This window comes from Halomicronema sp. CCY15110, assembly GCF_016888165.1.
Lineage (GTDB): Bacteria > Cyanobacteriota > Cyanobacteriia > Phormidesmidales > Phormidesmidaceae > Halomicronema.
This window is the reverse complement of the sequence record NZ_JACSWC010000252.1, coordinates 1-19,985: the sequence shown is the minus strand read 5'-3', so window position 1 is coordinate 19,985 and position 19,985 is coordinate 1. Positions and strand designations below refer to the sequence as shown.

Sequence of the window (19,985 nt, the reverse complement as noted above, 5' to 3'; positions counted from 1 at the left end):
GCTCTTAAAATCAATCCAATTCTGATAGGAGAAAACCATGCCAAATATTTCACGTCGCTACGTGCTGCGCACAGGTCTGGCCGCTGGAGCCGCGATCGCCGCTGCCCGCTGTAGTGGTGCCCCAGAGGGGACTCCCGACAATCCGGCAACCGGCCCCGAAGTGAACACCAATGCCAGCAAGGATGTCACCCTGAGGCTAATCGGCACTGGCGTGTCTCAAATTAACGAAATTCGCGATAAGGCACAGGAAGATCTGGGCTTCAATATCGAGATGCGCGCCCTCAGTACCGAGGAAAATAACCAGATTGCCATTACGCAGCCTGATCAGTACGACATTTTTGACGGCGAATATTTCAGCCTGCCCTTGGTCGTGCCCTCCGGTAATTTGCGACCCCTGGAAATCAGCCGAATTAACAACTGGGATCAGATCGTCTCTTTCTTCACTACGGGTGAGTTCAAAGGTATGCCCGTCGAAGGGTCTCAGGGCACTGCCCCGTACCGGGTGATGTATTTGACCGGCCCTGATTCCTCTGAGTTTTCTGACGTGCCGACCGATTTTGCGACCCTAATTCCTTTCCAGTACAACGCTGATACCTTGGGATATCGTCCCGATTTGGTGGGTCGCACCATCGAATCTTGGGGCGAGTTGTTCAACGAAGAATTCCGGGGCCAGACTTCGATTCTCGACATCCCCCAAATCGGCATTATGGATGCCGCGATGGTGGCTGAGGCTTTGGGGCTGATGACCTTTGGTGATAAAGGCAACATGACCCAGGCCGAGATTGACCAGATTATCGAAATCCTGAAGGAGCAAAAGGCTGCTGGCCAGTTCCGCGCCTTCTGGAAGACCTTCGATGAGTCGGTAAACCTGATGTCTTCGGGTGAGGTCGTGTTGCAGTCCATGTGGTCGCCTGCGGTAACGGCGGTGCAAGCCCAAGGGATTGAATGCGTCTATGCCCCGCTCAAGGAAGGCTATCGCGGCTGGGGCGGCGGTGTTGGCCTGTCGAAGAATCTGGAAGGGATGCAGTTGGATGCCGCCTATGAGTATCTCAACTGGATGCTGGACGGCTGGGTGGGTGCCTTCCTGGGACGTCAGGGCTACTACAGCGCTGCACCCGAAACTGCGAAGAAGTTCATGTCTGAGGCGGAATGGGCGTTCTGGTATGAAGGTCAGGCAGCGTCTGAGGACATCGTCGATCCGTTTGGTAAGACGCTGGCAAAAACCGGCACCGTGCGTGACGGTGGCTCCTTTGATGAGCGCTTTGGCAACATTGTTTGCTGGAACTCCACGATGGAAGAGAATACCTACTTGGTGCAGAAGTGGAATGAGTTCATCGCGTCGTAAGCGTATTTCCGAATGCGTATCGCGACTTGTTTCTTGAGTCGCGATCGCACTCAGCAGCAAGGGGCTTAGCCCCCTTGTCTGCTAACGAACTGGCTTGCCGACTAACTAATGAACTATCGGTTTCAATTTCAAGTCATCTGGGATGATTGACCGCTGCTCTTAGAAGGCGTGTGGCTAACCCTACAGCTTTCGGTGACAGTCGTGGTGTGGGCAGGCAGGCAGGCGCTGTCGAGGCACTCTGTCGAGTTTCGGCCAACTCGGTGTTGTGATCGCTCGCCACCGTCTACGTCGAAGCGATTCGCAACACATCATCCCGGACTCTGACGATCGCAAAAGGTGATTTACCCCTATGACTAGCACGACCCCAAAATCAGCAGCAGCCAATATTTCGCCTCAGCCTAAAGCGATCGTTAAAAATTGGGACGGCTTGAAACCTTATTTGTTGGCCGCCCCACAAACAATTACGCTGTGCGTGTTTTTGGTATTCCCAATTCTTTTAATTGGCGTCGTCAGCTTTTGGGAATTTAACGGCTATTCCATGACGCCAGCCTTCACGCTGGACAATTACATCAGTGTGTTCTCATCAGATGTCACCCTGAAGACGTACGTCAACACGTTCAAGTTTGTCGGGATGGTGTGGTTGGCGACGCTGCTGATTGGCTATCCTGTCGCCTACTTTTTGTCCTTCCACATCAAAAAACTTAAGTGGCAGGTGTTGCTCTTCCTGATCTGCACCATCCCGTTTTGGACCTCAAACATCATCCGCATGATTTCTTGGGTGCCGCTGTTGGGCAAAGAAGGCTTGGTGAATCAACTGTTGATGGGCATTGGCCTGATTGATGCCCCGTTGGAATTTCTCCTCTATTCCGACTTTGCCGTCGTCCTGGGCATGGTGCATCTCTACATCATTTTTATGATCGCGCCCATTTTCAACAGCTTGATGCGTATTGATCGCACGCTGATCACCGCCGCCGAAGATATGGGTGCGTCTGGTTTCAACGTGTTTAAGGAAATTGTGCTGCCTCTATCGGCTCCGGGCATTGCGATCGGCTCCATCTTCGTCGTCACGTTGGTGATGGGTGAATTTATTACGGTGCGCATGATGGGTGGGGGACAAGCCGCCTCTATCGGCAAGCTGATTCAGACGCAAATTGGCAGCGTGCAATATCCCCTCGCGGCGGCTAACGCCATCATCTTGTTGTTTGTGACGCTGCTGTTGGTGTTCTCAATTCTGCGCGTGGTCAATATCCGGAAAGAACTATAAAGCAAAAACTTTAGAACAAATTATTAGGACTTCCCACGATGAAACAGCGATCGCTTTCTTTCTACTTACTTGCCGCCTTCTTTGGCCTGTTTCTGTTGTTCTTGTACGGGCCGATGCTCACGATTTTCATCCTGTCCTTACAAGGGCCAGATGGCACCCTGACCTTCCCAATTCGGAGCTTTGGCTTTTATTGGCTGGGGCAAGTGTTTCAAGAGCAGCGAGTGGGCAACTTTGTCGAGCCGTTCCAGCGATCGGTGGTGTTGGGGGCGATCGTCACTGTCCTGGTCGCCAGCATGGCCACCCTGTCGGCTATGGCCTTCCGCCAAAAATTTCGCGGCTCCACCGTCTTGTTCTATCTCACCATTTCGGCCTTGATTGTCCCCAGCATCTTGATTTCCCTGGGGCTGGGCGTCATGTTCCAGATTATGGGTTGGTCTACCAACTGGCTCACTTCTGGCTTGGGAGCGCACCTCACTTGGACGCTCCCCATTGCCTTTCTCATCATGCTGGGCATTTTCAATCGCTTTAATCCCTCCTATGAAGAAGCCGCTAAAGACCTTGGGGCCAATGATCCGAAGACGTTTCGGGAAATTGTTTTTCCGCTCATTTTGCCCAGCTTAATCGGCGTGGGTTTGCTCACCTTTACGCTTTCCTACGACGAGTTCACGCGCACTTCGCTGGTGTCGGGTCAATACAACACGCTGCCCCTCGAAATCTTCGGCATGACCACCAACGTCACCTCGCCAGCGCTCTATGCGTTGGGAACGTTAACCACGCTGTTCTCATTCACCATGATCATCATCGCGTACGTCACGGTCAGCCGCTTAAACCGTCGCCAGCAGGGATAGTTGACAACCTTTGGGCGTCTTTTCCAACTCTTGCCTTTTAGTGCGTCCGCCAAATTCTTGGTCGAACCCCAAGGGGGCTCAGCCTCAAGCACAGTACCTAACCAAAGCACGATGTCCTATCTTATGGACATCGTGCTTTGGTTAGTTTAGCCCTCTCTCCAAACCTCTCTCCCAGAGGGAGAAAGGCTTCCAACCCTAATGAATTCTTGAAAACTTCTCCCGCGCCGGGGTGTCCGTCAGAATCTTGAAAATTGTACCGAACTCTCGTTTATGGGGATGCAACCAGCCACAGCTCTGGATTCAATAATATGGCGTCAAATCTACGCGAATAAATTGAGCCGTTTATGAGGCTTAATAGCGAGTAGCGACGGGACACAATCCGCCCAAGGCCATCGAAATGAGTCAAGTGTAGCCATAGAGACCCATCTGAGGATCACTCATGCAACCCTCATTCTGGGGGGGCAACAAGGGATTCTTCGATACATGCGGCAGAGCCGTTTACCTAAACCATTCTGCGAAATTAAGAGGTTTCGCTAATTTGTGGTTGATTTCCACTCAAGCTTTGCTTGTTTTTCCTGCATCCTCAGCATCATAACGTAACCTTTCAAAGACCTTTGAGAAAGAACTTTTAGGGATATTGTTATACTAAATCAATCCAGATAGCTGGTCTGAGTATTATTAATGTACCGAATAACAGACTAGTGCCGCGTCAAGACTAAACATTAGGGCTGGCGATCTCTTAAAGCGATGTAAAGCAATGCTTTCGAGAAGTGACAATCCTAAAAGTAAACGCTGACAGAGCACACTAAATTCCGGTTGTCGGAGGTCAGCGTATTGGGTGCTTCCAGGGTGTATTTTCATAGGTTACGTCAACAGCCCAATCAGCATCTGCGGCTGTGAGTTCTTGCATCAATCGTCTATAGGTCTAGGTTATGGGTGGTGAAGTCAGGACTGCTCATCAAAAGCTGTACATCAATGTTATGGAAATGTTGGTGGCGGAAGAGGTGAGTCGCCAACTTGCGGGCTTGCCAGAGCGAGTTGCTAAGTATGTTAAGCGTCTAGAAGTTGAGACATTTGCGCTTAATCGGTTACCGGCTCTGTATGCCTCCAGTGAAAAGGGCCTAGAGCATCAGTACGATCGCGCTCTCAGGGAATGTAAACCGCAGATTGTGAGCGCTGTTCGTCAAGCTTTTGCAGCAGTCCAGGTTGATCCGATTCGGTTGTCTCAGCCTTTACACCTCAATCAAGAAGAGGAGGCGGTGCTACAAGCATTACGAGAACTGTTGCATCGGCCAGAGTTGACCTGGCCCGAAGCTTTAAAAGAGATTCAGCGGATTCAGCAGCAGCGCCAAGGTCGGAGAACGGCTCCGTCGATGCCTAACGTGTCTAAAGGGGCTGCTCCGACACAACCGACGCACCGAGAAGCGGAAGAAGATCGGGATCTTCGACATAGTCCAGCTTGGCGACCAGGCACTTACGGCGGCCGCATCGGTTGGAAACCTCGGCGTCAGCACTCTTCTACCCCTGACAGCGGCTTTGGTGATCATGCCCGGTAGCGGCCAGTCAACCAAGTATGATGCTTGCCAATGCTGGTAATGCTTTGTTTCGCTGGCGTGTTCTGTGGTGATGAACGCGATGTGGTCAAAGTCTAACAGTGTGAAAACGGTTTTACGGCAATTAAGTCTGCATTAAGCGCTGCATAAACTTCAGATCTAACCAGCGATCGAACTTGTAGCCGACTTGCGGAAAGTGCGCGACTTCTCGAAAGCCAAACTGTTCGTGCAGCTTCAAACTGGCAACGTTATCCGCGTCAATGCCGGCAACGATCGCGTGCAGGTGCAGTTCTGAGGCGGCTTGGACTAATTGTGCTAGCAACTGTTTGCCAACGCCTTGCCCTCGGTATTGGGGAGCCACATATAAAGAATTCTCCGCTGTGTAACGATAGGCTTCCCAGGCTCGAAAATGCCCTAGTGCCCCAAAGCCAGCCACTGTACCCTGCACCTCAGCGACCAATACTGGAAAACCAGCTTGACGCTTCGCCACAAACCAAGCCTCTCGCATGTCCAAGGTGTGAGGCGCATAATCATACACAGCCGTGGTGTTGAGAATGGCGTCGTTGTAAATATCTAAAATGCTGGGCAAGTCAGCCGCAGTGGCCGGTCGAATCATCACAGGCTTCGGGCCAAATTATTGCAGTTGTGACGGCAAGGCCATCGGGCGAATCGTGACTGTCTGAGACTCGTCACCTCGCTGGACTTCGACATCTAGGGGTTGACCGACCTCACCGGCATCCACCTCGGCTTGAACATCGGCAGGCGTCTCAACGGGGTTGCCATTGACCTGCTGAATGATGTCACCGGCTTTGAGGCCACCGGCTTCGGCGGGGGTATCTTCCAACACTCGAATGATCAAGACGCCGACATCGGCATTTACTTTGACTCCCAGTTCATCCGTGGCGTTGATTTCGTCTCTAATTTCGGGCGTCAGCAATACCATCTGAACCCCCAGGTAAGGATGCTGCACTTCGCCATCTTCAAACAGTTGTTGAGCAATGCGGTTAAAGGTTTCGACGGGAATGGCAAAGCCAAGCCCTTGAGCATCTTTGCGAATGGCAGTGTTCATGCCAATGACCTCGCCTTGGTCATTTAAGAGCGGCCCGCCAGAGTTGCCCGGATTGATCGCCGCATCTGTTTGGATAAACTGCACTCGTTTATCTGGGATGCCCACTTCCGAACTGCTGCGACCCAGGGCGCTGATAATGCCTGCGGTTACCGTGTTGTCGAGGCCGAGGGGATTGCCGATCGCGATCGCCCATTGCCCCGGCGATAACGTGTCAGTCCGACCAAAAGCCACGGTCGGCATATCAGTGGCATCAATCTTGATGGCAGCGACATCGGTGACTTTATCCGTGCCGACGACAGAACCTTCAAAGGTACGGCCATCGGTCAAAGTCACAGTAACCCGAGCAGCTCCTTCGACCACATGGGCATTAGTAATAATCTGACCATCGGTAGAGATGATGAAGCCGGAGCCAGTCCCCTGCTGAAAGGGCTCTGGTACGGGCATCTCATCGCCAAAGAATCGTCTAAAAAAAGGATTTTCGAGCCCCTCGGGCAGTTCCATTTCACCGCCATCAGCGTCGATGCGTACCACCGCCGCACCCACCCGATTAACGGCCTCGGCAATGAAATTGGGGTTACTGGTCGCGGGCGGGGCTAGCGCTACCGTCGAACGCGGCGGCTCCTCAACGTTGGCCGCTGTCTGCACGAGGGGTGCAGTTTCAACCGAGGCTGCCGATTCTAAACTCCGTGCTTGCAGCTGCTGGTGACCAACCCAACCGATGCCTCCACCCACGAGCAGGGTGATGACTGACAGACCAATTTGCTTCGGCGCTAAGCCCATCGCAATTCTCCGGGGGTTGGTTACACACAAATTGCTACTACTTTAGCGAAAATAACGAGGAGGTTGACATGAATTTACTGCGATACAACCAAGGTAGACAAAGGGCGATCGCCGTTGCGATGACAATAGTTTAGGAATCTTAATCCGGCAACGGGTCGTCATCGCTTAAATCGGGACTTTGTTCTGGTGATTGAAAATGGGGCAACCGTGACACTCGGTGCCCCAAACATCACAAAATCGAGACGCTAAAGGGGAATGAGGTCATGATGATGGCAAACCAGCCATACCGAGCCCAACGATGGGAGCGACTGATCGCGCACACCGCAATGAGCGGACTGGGCTTCTTAGCCGCGTGGAGCCTGGCCAGCCCTACTGCCCACAGCGCCGAATCGCTATGTCCAGAACCGGCGCTCCAGCGCTTAGAGACTCATGCTGTTCAATCGGGGCAAACGCTGGAGAGCATCGCTGCAAGCTATAACTTGTTGCCCATTACCCTGTTGGCGCTCAATCCCAGTATTGGCAATGGTGCCTTGTCTCCTGGGACGGCGCTCCGCATTCCGCCGTTCAACGGCGCGGCAGTAACCGTGCCAGCGGGGCAAACGTGGCAAGATTTGGCCACCACCTATGGTGCGCGGGCGGATGTGTTGTTTGAAGTCAACGGTTGTCCCCCCCAGATGCCGACCCAAGTTTTCATTCCGGGGGTGAGTTGGCTGATTGAGGGCAGCACCCCCAGCGCCACAACTGGAAATACGGTCAATACGCCGCTCTCGACTTATCCTTTAGCGGCGGCGGGGCAGGTGATTGCGAACTACGGTTGGCAGACTGACCCGGTGCGTAACGAGTTGGTGTTTAGCAGTGGCATTACCGTTGAAACGGCTTTGGCGACAGCGGTGGTGGCAGCGGGCAGTGGCACCGTGGCCTACGTAGGCAGTGATCCCGCCCTGGGAACCCTGATTGTGGTGAACCACCAGCAGGGTCTGCAAACCCGCTATGGCCAGGTGACGCAACCGCAAGTCAGCATGGGCGATCGCGTGCAGGCCGGGCAGTCATTAGCGATCGCCACCCCCCACACCGAAGACAGCAGCATCTTATATTTTGAAGTCCGCATAAACTCTAGCCTTGGCTGGGTAGCGCGGGATCCAGGGGATTACATTCCAGCGTTGGCAGTCCGTTAAGGGATCTGCAATTAAATCAAAGTACCCGTTCAATCCGGTTTCGACTTCGCTCAACCTGCCAGGATCGAGAGTTGAGTGGAGTCGAAACTCGGTTCATGGGGATCTTTTTTGCGCGCAAGTCCCTAAGTGCAGCTCAGCTTGTGAGGCAGGCTCTGGCGGAAACGCCTCCAAGGCCAGGGGCGCTACAGCTTATACCCAATTTGCCGCAAAAAGTTGTGTCTGGCAGTTATATCATCCGGCCCTTCGACCCCTTGGGGCGAACTGCCATCGATTACCCCTAAGATGCCACGTCCCTGGTCAGTTTCTGCCACAATCACCTGCACCGGATTGGCCGTGGCGCAGAAAATGCCACAGACCTCGGGACAGGCTTTAATCGCGGCCAAGAAATTAATGGGAAAGGCGTCTTTCATCAGAATGTGAAAGGTGTGTCCGGCGGCCACCTTGCGGGCGTTTTCGACGGCGATCGCTTCTAAGTCTGGATCATTGCCAGCTTTGCGAATCAAGCAGGGGCCGGAAGCTTCGCTAAAGGCCAGACCGAATTTCACCTGGCTGGAAATTCCCACGATGGCTTCGTACAAATCTTCGACTGTTTTGATGAAATGGGATTGGCCCAAGATGACATTGGCCCCATCGGGAATCGTCAGGGGAATTGCGTTGAGTTCCATGGGTACCTTTTTGTTGGCGAACTGAGATCAAGGGCTGGACGACGATCGCTGGCTCACGGCCTCAATCTCGCCAGGCGGAGAAGGCGATGGGGAGTCCCCAAAGGCACTGAGCGGAATGTTCCAGCCGTGATTGTTCATAGCTTACGCGGCGATTTCGCGATCGCTCAGCACGCTGTCAGCAATCTTCAAATCTTCGGGGGTGGTGACCTTCAAGTTCGTCTCTTCGCCCGGCACAATCTTCACGGGTAAGCCGACTTTTTCGAATAGGGCGGCATCGTCAGTCACGGCCCAGTTTTTTGCTTTGCCCTCGTCATGGGCGGCTTTGAGCGGAGCGACATGGAATCCCTGGGGCGTTTGGGCCGCCCAGAGATCACTGCGATCGGGCGTGGCGGTCACAATGCCCTCACCGTTTACAATTTTGATGGTGTCTTTGACGGGAATAGCGGCGATCAGGCCGGGACAGGTTTGCAAGGCGGCAGCGCAGCGATCAAATAAATCGGGGGTAGCGAGGCAGCGGGCACCATCGTGAATCAGCACCTGTGCCGCTGTGGGGGGTAGCGCTTGCAACCCGTTGTAAACCGACGCTTGGCGCGTCTCGCCCCCCAGCACCAACACAACGGGTTTAGCCAGCTGGAGATTTTCTAGAATCGTGAGCAAATCTGACTTGTCAACTTCCTGACAGATCAAGCCAATCCACTCAATGCTGGGGCTGGCAGCGGCGGCCTGTAGTGTCCAGGCCAAAATCGGTTGCCCCCGCAATGGCAAGAGCAGTTTGTTGCGATCGCTGCCCATGCGACGCCCAACCCCAGCAGCAGGGATCAACAGATGCACCACCGACGCTCCTTCCGCAAAATTCTCTTTTCCACCCTACCTTGAAACCTGTGACCACCCGACTGATCAGCAAATCTCACCATAAATTATTGACAGTTTTGTGGGGAACAACGCATTCTTACTGACCACGTTCCTCTAGAATGTGGAACGGATAAGCAAGATGGACAGCTATGCAAGTACTGGCTCTCGTTCCTGGCGGAATCAGCGAACAGCTTCTCTTTTTTCCGACGCTTGAGCATCTCAAACAGGTCTTTCCGAAGGCCGACATATCCGTAGTGGTAGAGCCAGCGGCAGTAGCGGCCTATCGCGTTTCTAAGGTCGTGAAGTCCACGATTCCTTATCCATTTGGCAAAAATAACAGTCCGGCTGACTGGGCTAATTTGCTAGGGGTGGTGCGAGATCGCGAGTATGAAGTCGTGCTGACGGCCACCCAAGACTGGGCCACAGCGCTACTCCTTTGGTTGAGCGGGATTCCCACTCGCATTGGCTATCAAGGGTCGGCCAATAACTTGTTTTTGACGGCGACGGTGCCCGACAAGCCGCAGCAGTATGCCGCCTTTCGCTATCACGATTTGCTGGGGCCCCTGGATCTGGTTGAACCCTGTCCAGAGATTGCCATTAATGTGCCGCAGGGCGATATTGGCTGGGTACAGGGGCAACTGCAAACCCAGGAAATTGGCGACCAAGGCTACGTGCTGATGTATCCCGGCCCAGCGGATAGTCCGGCCAAGGATGCCTACCCCGCGGAAAACTGGGTCGCGATCGCCCAAGACTTTCAGCGTCGCCAACCGGGCCTCCCCCTGGTTTTATTGCAGCAGCCAGAAACGGCTGAGGCGGTGAAAGCGATCGCCCAGATGGTACCCAGTCTGAAAATCATTCGGCCTGATAATTTGGGGCAAATTGCAGCCCTGGTGGCCGGAGCCAACTTGCTACTGGCGACTGACAGCTATGTGTCCGAGTTAGGGGTCGCGCTGAGCGTCTTTACGCTGGCTCTGTTTGGCGCTAACGCCCCGGCTGTTCGTCTGCCGCCGGTGGAGGATACCGAACAGCGCTTTTTGGGAATTACTTCAACCACTAACCAGGTGGCCGATATCGCGGTTGATACAGTCTTGAGTAAGGTCTGGGGCGAAGGGTAGTTGCTCACGGCGGCAAGCGCGATCGGTCAAGACGCTGCCAATGCCAAGATGAATCCTGTATTGAGAGGGCAAAATCGTGGAAAAAATCAAAGGCCAAGCAGGAAAAGTTGGCGAACTCATCTTTGCGGCTGAAACCGGAGCCACTTACAAGAAAACACTCACCTTGACATGGAGCATCCTGCGGGAAACTGGGGTTCTCCTTTGGTTGGTGGTTTGCCTGGTCTTTGTCGGGGCAGAATGGTTTTGGCAAAAATCTATCCTGTTGGGGCAGTCGGCCCGTGCCTGGTACGAAGGGCTACAGGCCAGTAGTGAGACTGAGTCAAAGTCTGCCACCGAAATCGGCCAGTCGGCTTTGTCGGCGGTGGGCACCGGCGCTGGCACGCTGCTCTACCAGGCAAAAAAGCAACTGGGTATTGACGCTGAGCCCCCCGCGCTCAAATCTCAGAAAACCAAGGCTGAAACCCCTACGCCACCGCCCGCCCCCGAGCCCCCTAGTTCGATGGCAGTTGCTGATACATCTGCGACTACCAAGCCAGCGTCCCCGACAGACAGCAATCCCAGCACTGAGGCCGACAACCCGGAAGACGCTTAAGCAGATTTCTGCCCCAGCGGTTGATTCTCCGCAGTGTCGGAGTCAGGTTCATGAGAGAAATCTGGGCGAGCTCAATGCTTTGGCGCGACTGCCGACCCAACTTTTGAGATGGCGCTGAAACGGCATTATTGCGGACTTTAAAGTCAGCATGTTTAGTTTTTAAGCGGGCATTAAGGATTCGGGAGTCGCCAATTGAGGGGAGCAATAATGGGCTCACTATTGAACGGAGCTCAGGCATGCGGGAACGATTCAAGCGGTGGCAACCCCAGCAAAGATCTCATAGCCGATGGGTTATTGGGGCGATCGCGACTTCCGTCTTCCTGGGGATCGGATGGTCGCTATGGTCACTCACTGGGCATCAAGGGCAAAGCGATCGCGCCCGTCCTGACCAGAATGACAGCACTATCCTGACGCCTTTAGAGCACTCCATCCCGCTCAGCGATATTGGGGCGATCGCCGCAGTACTGGGTGGACTCTCCCTGCTGTTCAAGTACCGCATCGTCGACCAAGATGCGGCGATCGTCGACCTGAGCGGTGCTAATTTCAGCGAGGTCGATCTGAACGGAACAGACTTGAGTGGGGCTAACCTCAGCGGCGCTAACTTTAGCGGTGCTGCCCTCTGCGGGGCTAACCTGAGTGGCGCTAATCTCAACGGAGCCGATCTGAACGGGGCAGACTTGAGTGGGGCTAACCTCAGCGGCGCTAACTTGAATGGGGCCGACCTGATCAGGGCTAACCTCAACAGCACCAACCTCAGTAATGCCTCACTGCGATACGCCAACCTGAGCGAGGCAAATTTTCGATATGCCAACCTCAGCGGTGCTGACTTTCGGCAGGCCAACCTTAGCGGAGCCGACCTCAACTGTACGCTCCTCAGCCGAGCCAATTTCAGCGAGGCAAATCTCAGCAGCGCGCTGCTGTTTTTCATCAATTTACGAGATGTGCTCAATCTTGAACCCTTTCAACTAGCCGCCCAGCCCTCGCCGCTGTTGTGTCATGTGGCTCTACCGACCTTTGGCCAGCAGCCGGATGTTAACCCCAATCGGGCCTGCGATCGCATCCCTCAATTGCTGAGCACTCGCTACCGAATCTCCCTCGAAGAAGCACAATGGATCGTCAACGAAGCTCGCCAGCACCCCTGGGACTGATCAAGCTGGCCGCCATGACCACGAGTATTTTGTCTGTCAGTCAGTGAAGTTATGTAACACAATAGAGGAAGCACCATTGTGAGTCCTCAAAAATATGACGGTTACCCAAGACACAGCTAAGCTCAACCAGATTGCTGAGACCCTGCCTGCAGGCGGGCCGGATGCTGAGCACTTTGACTGGGCCGAAGCCTGGTACCCCGTCCACTATGTTGAAGATCTCGACAAAACTCGCCCCACGCGCTTCACCCTGCTAGAGCAAGACCTGGTCATCTGGTGGGATCCCCAGGGCAGTACCTGGCGAGTGTTTGCCGACCAGTGTCCCCATCGCTTGGCCCCCTTGTCAGAGGGGCGAGTCAACGAATCGGGATTACTGGAGTGTCCATACCACGGCTGGGCCTTTGCGGGTAATGGAGCCTGCGAACACATTCCCCAAGCAGCCCCCGAATTAGAGGCCCAGCATTCTAATCGGGCTTGTGTCGCTTCCTTGCCGACGACGACCGATCAGGGGTTGCTGTTTGTTTACCCCGGCAAAGCCGAAAATGCCGATCAGGTAGTGGTTCCCGGCATCCCTGCCCTGGAGGAAGAGCCCGATGGTTGGGTACTGCTCAATACCTTTCGCGATCTGCCCTATGACGCCCTCACCCTGCTCGAAAACGTTTTAGATGCCAGTCATATTCCCTACACCCATCACAAAACGGTAGGCAAACGGGAGAATGCCGCGCCGATGCAAATGGATGTGTTGACAGCGGGTAAGCAAGGCTTCACCGGCATCTGGCCCGAGGGGCCGCGCAAAGGGAAGTTGGGAACTCAAAACACCACGTTTGTCGCCCCTTCGCTGATGTACCACGACCTGACCTCAAAGCAATTTGGTCGTACCCTGACGGTGGTCTATGCGGTGCCCACTCGGAAGGGTGAGTGCCGCTTGTTTGCTCGGTTCCCCTTCAAGTTTTCGTCCAAGCTACCCAGCTTCTTCATTAAGTTGACGCCCCGCTGGTACAGCCACATCGGCAATAACCGCGTCCTCGAAGATGACCAGATTTTTCTGCACATTCAAGAAAGAATGTTGGAGAAAGCCGGGAATAAATCCTACGCTCAAGCGTGTTATCTGCCGACCCCTGCCGATCGCTATGTCATGGCCTTTCGTCAGTGGGTCAGCGACTTTAACGCCGATCCATTTCCTGGTCAGTCACTCCCGGCGGAGTGGTCAAAACCCGCTCTGCTCGATCGCTACCATTCCCACACGCAACATTGCGGTAGCTGCCGCCCCGCCCTGGCCAATATCAAAAAGCTGCGCCGGGGGGCACTTATCCTCAGTGCTCTCATCTGGTCCCTCATCCCCTTAAGCATTGCCCTGACCGGGACGCTATCTCTCACAGTGGGCTCATTGTTCACCGGGCTGCCGATTGTCGCCGGAGCCCTATGGCTGTGGCTCGGCAAGTTAGAGCACAAGTTCTACGAAGGCGATGGGGTACCACCGCGAAATTTGCCGGAATAGTAGCTGTCCTGTCGTTAGTAGCTAGTTTTAAAGACACCTGTAGATTGGGCTTCGACTTCTCTCAACCCTTAAAGATAGAAAGGTTGAGAGAAGTCGAAAATCGGCTGATCAGGAACACGATTTCAGCGCCGATTGATTCAATCCCCATTCATAAGCGTGGGTAGGGATTTTTCCAAGAGAACGACCAATGAGTCTGTCGTTCTCTGCCACAACGTTGATGGGTGTCTTTCTCTCTGGTCGAGTCATGCTGGCCTTGTTAGGCAATGAAATAGTTCGTGACTAGCCCACCCGCTAACCAGAGGTAGGATGCCATCGCAAGCCAAAATAGGATTTGCTCAATGCTGTCTTTATCACCGTGATGATGGTGGTGATGACCTTTTGAATCGCCGGTATATTTCAGCCAGGCTAGCCCGCCCGTGATGGCCAAAAAGAGAAGATTTAAGAAGAACGTATAGTCGATCGCAAATCGATTTTCGCCAGTCGCTGTTCCGCCTGTGCTCTCTGGCAAAATGTCCAATAGCGAGAAGCCATAATGCAGCATCAGTGACGTAGCAATTAGGGAGCCAAACAGCAAACCTAAGATGTAGAAGGCCATCTTCCAGCCGTAGTATTTGGCGTTGATACGAATCACGGGCAACACCACGAGGTCACTGAAAATAAACGCCATGACGCCGCCAAAGCTAACTCCGTTGTTATAAAGAATCGCCGCCAACGGAATGTTGCCCATGGAGCCAATGAAGGTGAAAAATGCCGCGATCGGACCAATAATAATGTTCTGTAAAACGGCGAAAAAACTGAGGGTGCTGCTGTCTTGTCCGGCACCAATAAACAGCGTTTCAAAAAAGATGGGGGGCACAAAGGCTGCGATAATGCCCGCAATAGTAAACCCGACCGTCACGTCTTTCCAGACCATGCCCCATTCCATGAAGTATTTGCGGGCTACCTGTCGCCACCCGTCGAGGGTCTGGATTTTGTCTTGCCAGTCGAGCTGCTGGGCGTTGCTGTCATTCATGCCTTCGCGATCGTTGAGACGATGGCGAGCCTGACGAATCATCTGTTTGGGGCGGGTGAACCGATAGCCCAGCCAAGCGAACAGGATGAGCAAAATGCCGCCGACATATTCGCCGACGACGAACTGCCAGCCCAAAAAGACGGCGATGATGATGCCCAGTTCGATTACCAGATTGGTGGAGGCGAGCAAAAAGGACATCGCCGGGACAAATCCGGCTCCTTTTTTGAACAGTGATTTGGTGGTCGAGAGGGCAGCAAAGCTGCAAGAGCTGGAAATGAACCCGAAGAACGCGCCCAATGCGACACTGCCGCGGCCCGCTTCGCCCATGGCTTGTTGCATGCGATCGCGGGTCACAAACACCTGAATCAGGCTACTGATGCCATACCCCAAAATAAAGGCCCACAGGGCTTTCCAGAAATAGCTGAGGGAGGTGAGAACGGCTTCGCTGTAGAGAGTCCAGAAGGATTGATCGGGCATGGTGATCACGGGTTAGAACGGCAAGGGGATGGTGGTAGTGGGTGGGGTCGCCGACAAATAGGCAGCTTTGATTATTTGGGGTTTGAGTGCATCCTTGAGCATGGCTGGAGAGGGCGCGATCGCTCACAAAATGGTGAAATGGCGGGATACGTTGGCCGCACAGCATGGCTGTAGGGATGTAAAGCTTTGCTCTTCCCGCAGGGTGGGCGGATCGGTGTCGCGACTTATGCCGTTGAGTACTAGCAAGTTAAGGTTTTCCCCGTGAGTTTACATCTGCATAACAGGGGAGATTTTTCAAACTTCTGGTCTGATTTTGGCGACGTTGATGCGGCTAGATCCGGCAAGTTACCGGTGCTACTTTTCTACCTATGAGCAGAGAACATACGCGGCAAGTCTCCATCAGTTGAGGGATTAAGGGGACAATCCATTCTTGTAGATTGCAGTAAGGCAGAAGATTTATCGCGTCTGCATTTTTGCTGATTATTTCTGTTATAGGTTTTCGGATTCAGTTATTTTTATTTTCTCGTTTTTATTTTTTGCCACCCGCATCAGTCATTTCTTTGAGCAGATGTCAGCGTTTTGATGCTGTTTCGTCAGTTTTGAGAGAATTTAATTTTATTTTTGAGTATGACGTCAGTTGAAGATATGCAGTTAGAAACGGCGGTTACCAGTCCAAGCAATTCTCGTTTTGAACGTTGGGGAAGGCGATGGTCTCAGACCACCGCGATCGCGATCGCGGTTAATCTGCTACTGGTATTTTTCAACCTCACCTACGTGCCATTACGACATATTTATCAGGTTTACTTGCCCGGTCTGGTCAAGCTCTATGATCCGCTTAAAGGCATTGAGCCGCATCCCGTTACTCAGGAGTATTTAGAGGACATCTCTACTCTCAGAGCGACGTTAGCGACCGCTGATTTCAATGATCTGGACGTTGAGCGCCAGTTAGCCGATCTCCGTCAGCAAAGCACCAGCCTGATTGATGAGAACCCCTACTTAGCCTCGGGCCAAATCACAACATTTGCCCGACTCAAGCGCCGCATTCAAGATTTTACCGATATCAATTCTGCCGATCGCGCCTTTCAACAGTTTTGGCGAGCGGACTACCTACAGCGCATCGGCTGGCCGACCGCCGAGCAATATATCGACACTCAACTCGTGCCGTTATTGCAGCGCAATTACTTTCGTCAAACCCTGCCCACAGGACAATTTGTGGATGATTTTTGGCGATTAGATATTGTCTTCATCGCCTTTTTTGCTACAGAGCTACTCATCAGAACGCTCATTATTAGCCGCCGCCATGCCGAAATCAGTTGGGGCGTGGCTCTCGCCCGTCGCTGGTACGAGCTGCCGCTGATATTGCCCTTTTGGCGCTGGCTCAGGCTGCTGCCCCTAGCGGTGCGGTCGCATCGCACTCATCTGTTAAATGTGGAAAATCTGATTGGTCAGGTGACCCACGAACCGGCGGCCTATCTGGCCGATCGCGTCTCCAAGTTTGCCATGGTGCGGTTGATTAATCAGACCCAAACTACTGTGCGATCGGGGGGCATGCTGAACAACCAGCAGGCCGATGCCACCTACACGCGCATTGGCGACTCGGCTAAGTTAGACCAAATTACCGATCGCCTGCTGCAAGTCATCCTCTTGCGGGTGATGCCCAGCGTCAAACCGGATCTGGAACAGCTCCTGCGCCACAGTTTGCGACAGGCCTTGTTGGGCGGCGACATTTACACGGGGTTGCGGCAATTACCCGGCTTCGACTCCCTGCCCGACGATGCCGTCGATGGGATGGCCGACTACCTGGCCCAGGCCAGTGTGGATGTGCTGGCCCAATCCTACACCGACGATGAGGGGCGTATGCTGCTCGATCAGCTCAGTCGGGAGTTTCGCCAGGCCCTCGGCCAAGAACTCCAGACCCACGCCAATTCGGAAGAATTGCAGGATCTGCTGTCGGATCTTTTGGAGGAGCTAAAGGTCAACTACATTCAGCGGTCTGAGCAAGACAACCCACTCACCACCCTGCAAGAAGTAGACGTTCTCGATCAACAGACTCAGCCGAAGCATTCACCCCGTTGATTCTGCTTCACAATGGCGGTGCTCGCGAATGGGCAAAATTTCAGAGGCGATCGGTCTTGATCGACATCAGCTACACTACCGAATGTTCGGCAAAAGTCGTGACCGATCGCCGCCTCATTAGCGCCTAGCCGCCGGGCTCACTTAACCGCTTATAACTTGGCGTGGGAGCCGTCACAAAAGGGCGCATTCCCCGTTTGTTTACACTGACACAAGGCAACTTGCTTTTTCTCCTCAACGGTAAATTTCATGGGGGTGAAGCCAGTGTCTTGGTGGGCACCGTTGCAAAAGGGTTGGTTGTCAGAATTGCCACAGGTGCAATACCAGTAGTTACCGGCCTCTAGCTCCATGACTTGGGGCTGCTTAGCCGCAATGTTGGGGGTTTCCATGATGTTGTTCTCCTCTGGGTAAATGTGGGGGCGGTCGCCCCTAACTCAAATGGATTGAGCGGGGCGATCGCCCTTACGAACTTGGGCGATCAAATTATTGACGCCCAAACTTGTCGGGTCAACCAGACGGTGAAAATGTGCCTGGACTGACGCCAAGGGTGTCTATGCCGCCATATCAAACAGCAGCACTTCGGCATCTTCACTGGTTCCGGTTAGGGTCAGCGCGATCGCTTCAGACACCGCCGCCCCATCACCCGCTGTCAGGTCATGGCCATTGAGCTGGATGGCCCCTTTTGCCACCTGTACCCAAGCCTGCCGATGCGCCGCGAGGGTATGGGTGACCGCCGCCTCAGGCTGCAACACCGTGGCATACAAATCCAGATCTTGGTGAATGGTGACCGAGCCGGCGCGCCCTTCCTGGGAACCCACCAGCCGCAGTTGATTTTGCTTATCCTCCGGGGCAAAGTAAGTTTGCTCGTAGCTGGGCTCAATCCCCTGGGCGGCTGGCAACACCCAGATTTGCAAAAAGTGGACGGGGTCAGTGTCTGAGGCGTTGTACTCGCTGTGCAGGATGCCCGTGCCCGCCGACATCCGCTGCACGTCGCCGGGACGGATAATGGAGCCATTGCCAATGTTGTCCTTATGGGCCAAGCTGCCGTCTAAAACGTAGGAAATAATTTCCATATCGCGGTGGCCATGGGTCGAAAAGCCTTGTCCTGGCGTGACCTTGTCTTCGTTGATCACGCGCAAGGTGCCAAAGCCCATGTGCGAAGGATCGTAGTAATTGCCAAAGGAAAAGGTATGACGGCTGTCGAGCCAACCAAAGTTCGCTTTGCCGCGATCGCTACCGGGTCGCAGGTTAATCATGAGACACCTCCTTAAATTTGGCGTCGGAATGAATATCACTGGCTTTATTATGTAATGGCCCCAAGAAAAAGACAATACTCAATTTAATTGACTGTTTGTTTCTTTTTGATCGACAATCGAATGGATAAATTTGAAAGTATGCGCGCCTTTACCCAAGTTGTCGAAGCCGGGGGATTTGCCGCCGCCGCTCGGGAGATGGGGCTATCGCGATCAGCGGTGAATAAACTCGTGATGAATTTGGAGGCGGCGCTCCAAGTCCAATTACTCCAGCGCACGACTCGCAGAGTGACCCCCACCGCCACGGGCTTGGCCTTTTATGAGCGGTGTATCGCCATTTTGGCGGATGTTGCCGAGGCCGAACTCGCGGTTTCTGACTTGCAAACAAAGCCCCAAGGGCAACTCCGTATCAATGCGCCGATGACCTTTGGCACTCGCTATTTGTCGCCGCTGCTGGCGCAGTTTTTGCAGCAGTATCCCGACTTGCACGTGGAGCTGAGTCTGAGCGATCGCTTCATCGATCCGATCGATGAAGGCTTTGACGTGACCCTGCGTATCGCCCGTCCCACCCCGATGGCGAACCTGATTGTGCAAGCGTTAGCACCTGCGCCCGTGATTTTGTGCGCCGCGCCCGATTATTTGCGCGATCGCCAACCGCCCCGAATTCCCAGCGATTTGGCCGACCACCCCTGCCTCGCCTACGGCCACCTCGCCACCGATAACCAGTGGACGCTCATTGGCCCCGACGGTGAACATAAAATCACGATTTCTGGCCCTCTCTGCGCCAACAATGGGGAAGTTTTACAAGCCGCCGCCGTGCAGGGGGTGGGCATTACCTTGCTGCCTCGGTTCATCGTGCAGGGCGATCTGGCCGCTGGCCGCTTACAACAGCTCATGCCCGCTTACGAAGCGCCCAACATCTCGATTTGCGTGCTGTACCCGGTGAATCGTCATCTCTCCACGAAAGTGCAGTTGCTCGTGGACTTTTTGGCTGAGCAGATTGGGGCACAGGGGTGAAAAGTGGCCTGTAATTTCCAGCCATTTCCAGCGTCGTGTCCGCCTAAATGCTCCCATCCCAGGGAAAGTTCAAGGGAGATTGCTCCCCAGAATTGGGTACTTATATACTTCGCTAACCCAACCCCTCATCCCCCAATCCCTTCTACCAGAACAGGAGCAGGGGAGCCGGAGCAAGTCCCTCTCCCAAAACTGGGCTACTAAGTACACATAAATCCCTCCTGGGCTAGTGACCATCCCTGAAAGATGGCCTCA

18 protein-coding genes are annotated in these 19,985 nt (G+C 53.9%); 11 read left to right on the top strand and 7 right to left on the bottom strand.

What is annotated here, in order from left to right; translation table 11 throughout:
- Window positions 1-37 precede the first annotated feature (37 nt).
- The 4 genes from JUK32_RS10010 (at window position 38) to JUK32_RS09995 (ending at window position 5,013) form a co-directional block, all read left to right on the top strand.
- Window positions 38-1,345: a PotD/PotF family extracellular solute-binding protein gene (locus JUK32_RS10010; RefSeq protein WP_204138716.1), complete on the top strand. Its 1,308-nt coding sequence runs from the start codon at window positions 38-40 to the stop codon at window positions 1,343-1,345.
- A gap of 349 nt (window positions 1,346-1,694) precedes the next feature.
- Window positions 1,695-2,609, top strand: coding sequence for an ABC transporter permease (locus JUK32_RS10005; RefSeq protein ID WP_239112516.1), 915 nt, complete (start codon window positions 1,695-1,697; stop codon window positions 2,607-2,609).
- A 38-nt stretch (window positions 2,610-2,647) separates the two neighbouring features.
- Complete coding sequence (locus tag JUK32_RS10000) at window positions 2,648-3,457, top strand: ABC transporter permease (protein ID WP_204138715.1); 810 nt, start codon at window positions 2,648-2,650, stop codon at window positions 3,455-3,457.
- A 932-nt stretch (window positions 3,458-4,389) separates the two neighbouring features.
- Window positions 4,390-5,013: a late competence development ComFB family protein gene (locus JUK32_RS09995; RefSeq protein ID WP_204138714.1), complete on the top strand. Its 624-nt coding sequence runs from the start codon at window positions 4,390-4,392 to the stop codon at window positions 5,011-5,013.
- 121 nt (window positions 5,014-5,134) lie between these two features.
- Here the strand turns inward: JUK32_RS09995 and JUK32_RS09990 are convergent, their stop codons facing one another.
- On the bottom strand, window positions 5,135-5,626 hold the full coding sequence (locus JUK32_RS09990; protein WP_204138752.1) for a GNAT family N-acetyltransferase: 492 nt from the start codon (window positions 5,624-5,626) through the stop codon (window positions 5,135-5,137).
- A gap of 18 nt (window positions 5,627-5,644) precedes the next feature.
- On the bottom strand, window positions 5,645-6,859 hold the full coding sequence (locus JUK32_RS09985) for an HhoA/HhoB/HtrA family serine endopeptidase (protein ID WP_204138713.1): 1,215 nt from the start codon (window positions 6,857-6,859) through the stop codon (window positions 5,645-5,647).
- Between the two features lie 263 nt (window positions 6,860-7,122).
- On the opposite strand from JUK32_RS09985, the gene JUK32_RS09980 reads away from it, so the two are divergent.
- Window positions 7,123-8,034, top strand: coding sequence for a M23 family metallopeptidase (locus JUK32_RS09980; RefSeq protein WP_204138712.1), 912 nt, complete (start codon window positions 7,123-7,125; stop codon window positions 8,032-8,034).
- Between the two features lie 182 nt (window positions 8,035-8,216).
- Here JUK32_RS09980 and JUK32_RS09975 read toward each other — a convergent pair whose 3' ends face one another.
- Both JUK32_RS09975 and ispD read right to left on the bottom strand, forming a co-directional pair.
- On the bottom strand, window positions 8,217-8,699 hold the full coding sequence (locus JUK32_RS09975) for an adenosine-specific kinase (protein WP_204138711.1): 483 nt from the start codon (window positions 8,697-8,699) through the stop codon (window positions 8,217-8,219).
- Window positions 8,700-8,840: 141 nt separating this feature from the next.
- The gene (gene ispD, locus JUK32_RS09970; RefSeq protein ID WP_204138751.1) at window positions 8,841-9,530 is read right to left on the bottom strand and encodes a 2-C-methyl-D-erythritol 4-phosphate cytidylyltransferase; all 690 of its coding nucleotides are present in this window, start codon (window positions 9,528-9,530) and stop codon (window positions 8,841-8,843) included.
- Window positions 9,531-9,700: 170 nt separating this feature from the next.
- On the opposite strand from ispD, the gene JUK32_RS09965 reads away from it, so the two are divergent.
- The 4 genes from JUK32_RS09965 to JUK32_RS09950 all read left to right on the top strand — a co-directional run bounded on the left by JUK32_RS09965 (window position 9,701) and on the right by JUK32_RS09950 (window position 13,901).
- A complete protein-coding gene (locus JUK32_RS09965; protein ID WP_204138710.1) occupies window positions 9,701-10,666 on the top strand; it encodes a glycosyltransferase family 9 protein in 966 nt (321 codons plus the stop codon).
- Between the two features lie 76 nt (window positions 10,667-10,742).
- Window positions 10,743-11,258 (top strand): hypothetical protein, encoded by a 516-nt coding sequence (locus JUK32_RS09960; protein WP_204138709.1) that lies wholly within the window; start codon window positions 10,743-10,745, stop codon window positions 11,256-11,258.
- A 236-nt stretch (window positions 11,259-11,494) separates the two neighbouring features.
- Window positions 11,495-12,406, top strand: coding sequence for a pentapeptide repeat-containing protein (locus JUK32_RS09955; RefSeq protein WP_204138708.1), 912 nt, complete (start codon window positions 11,495-11,497; stop codon window positions 12,404-12,406).
- A gap of 94 nt (window positions 12,407-12,500) precedes the next feature.
- Window positions 12,501-13,901, top strand: a complete 1,401-nt coding sequence (locus tag JUK32_RS09950) for a Rieske 2Fe-2S domain-containing protein (RefSeq protein ID WP_204138707.1) — start codon at window positions 12,501-12,503, stop codon at window positions 13,899-13,901.
- 256 nt (window positions 13,902-14,157) lie between these two features.
- Here the strand turns inward: JUK32_RS09950 and JUK32_RS09945 are convergent, their stop codons facing one another.
- On the bottom strand, window positions 14,158-15,390 hold the full coding sequence (locus JUK32_RS09945) for a permease (protein WP_204138706.1): 1,233 nt from the start codon (window positions 15,388-15,390) through the stop codon (window positions 14,158-14,160).
- A gap of 627 nt (window positions 15,391-16,017) precedes the next feature.
- Between JUK32_RS09945 and JUK32_RS09940 the strand changes: the two genes are divergently transcribed.
- Window positions 16,018-17,466: a hypothetical protein gene (locus JUK32_RS09940; RefSeq protein ID WP_204138705.1), complete on the top strand. Its 1,449-nt coding sequence runs from the start codon at window positions 16,018-16,020 to the stop codon at window positions 17,464-17,466.
- 149 nt (window positions 17,467-17,615) lie between these two features.
- Here JUK32_RS09940 and JUK32_RS09935 read toward each other — a convergent pair whose 3' ends face one another.
- Entirely contained in the window at window positions 17,616-17,852 is a 237-nt protein-coding gene (locus JUK32_RS09935) for a CDGSH iron-sulfur domain-containing protein (RefSeq protein WP_204138704.1), read from the bottom strand.
- Between the two features lie 162 nt (window positions 17,853-18,014).
- The gene (locus JUK32_RS09930) at window positions 18,015-18,719 is read right to left on the bottom strand and encodes a pirin family protein (RefSeq protein WP_204138703.1); all 705 of its coding nucleotides are present in this window, start codon (window positions 18,717-18,719) and stop codon (window positions 18,015-18,017) included.
- 120 nt (window positions 18,720-18,839) lie between these two features.
- Here JUK32_RS09930 and JUK32_RS09925 point away from each other — a divergent pair, with 120 nt between their 5' ends.
- Window positions 18,840-19,733 (top strand): LysR family transcriptional regulator, encoded by an 894-nt coding sequence (locus JUK32_RS09925; protein ID WP_204138702.1) that lies wholly within the window; start codon window positions 18,840-18,842, stop codon window positions 19,731-19,733.
- Window positions 19,734-19,985 lie beyond the last annotated feature (252 nt).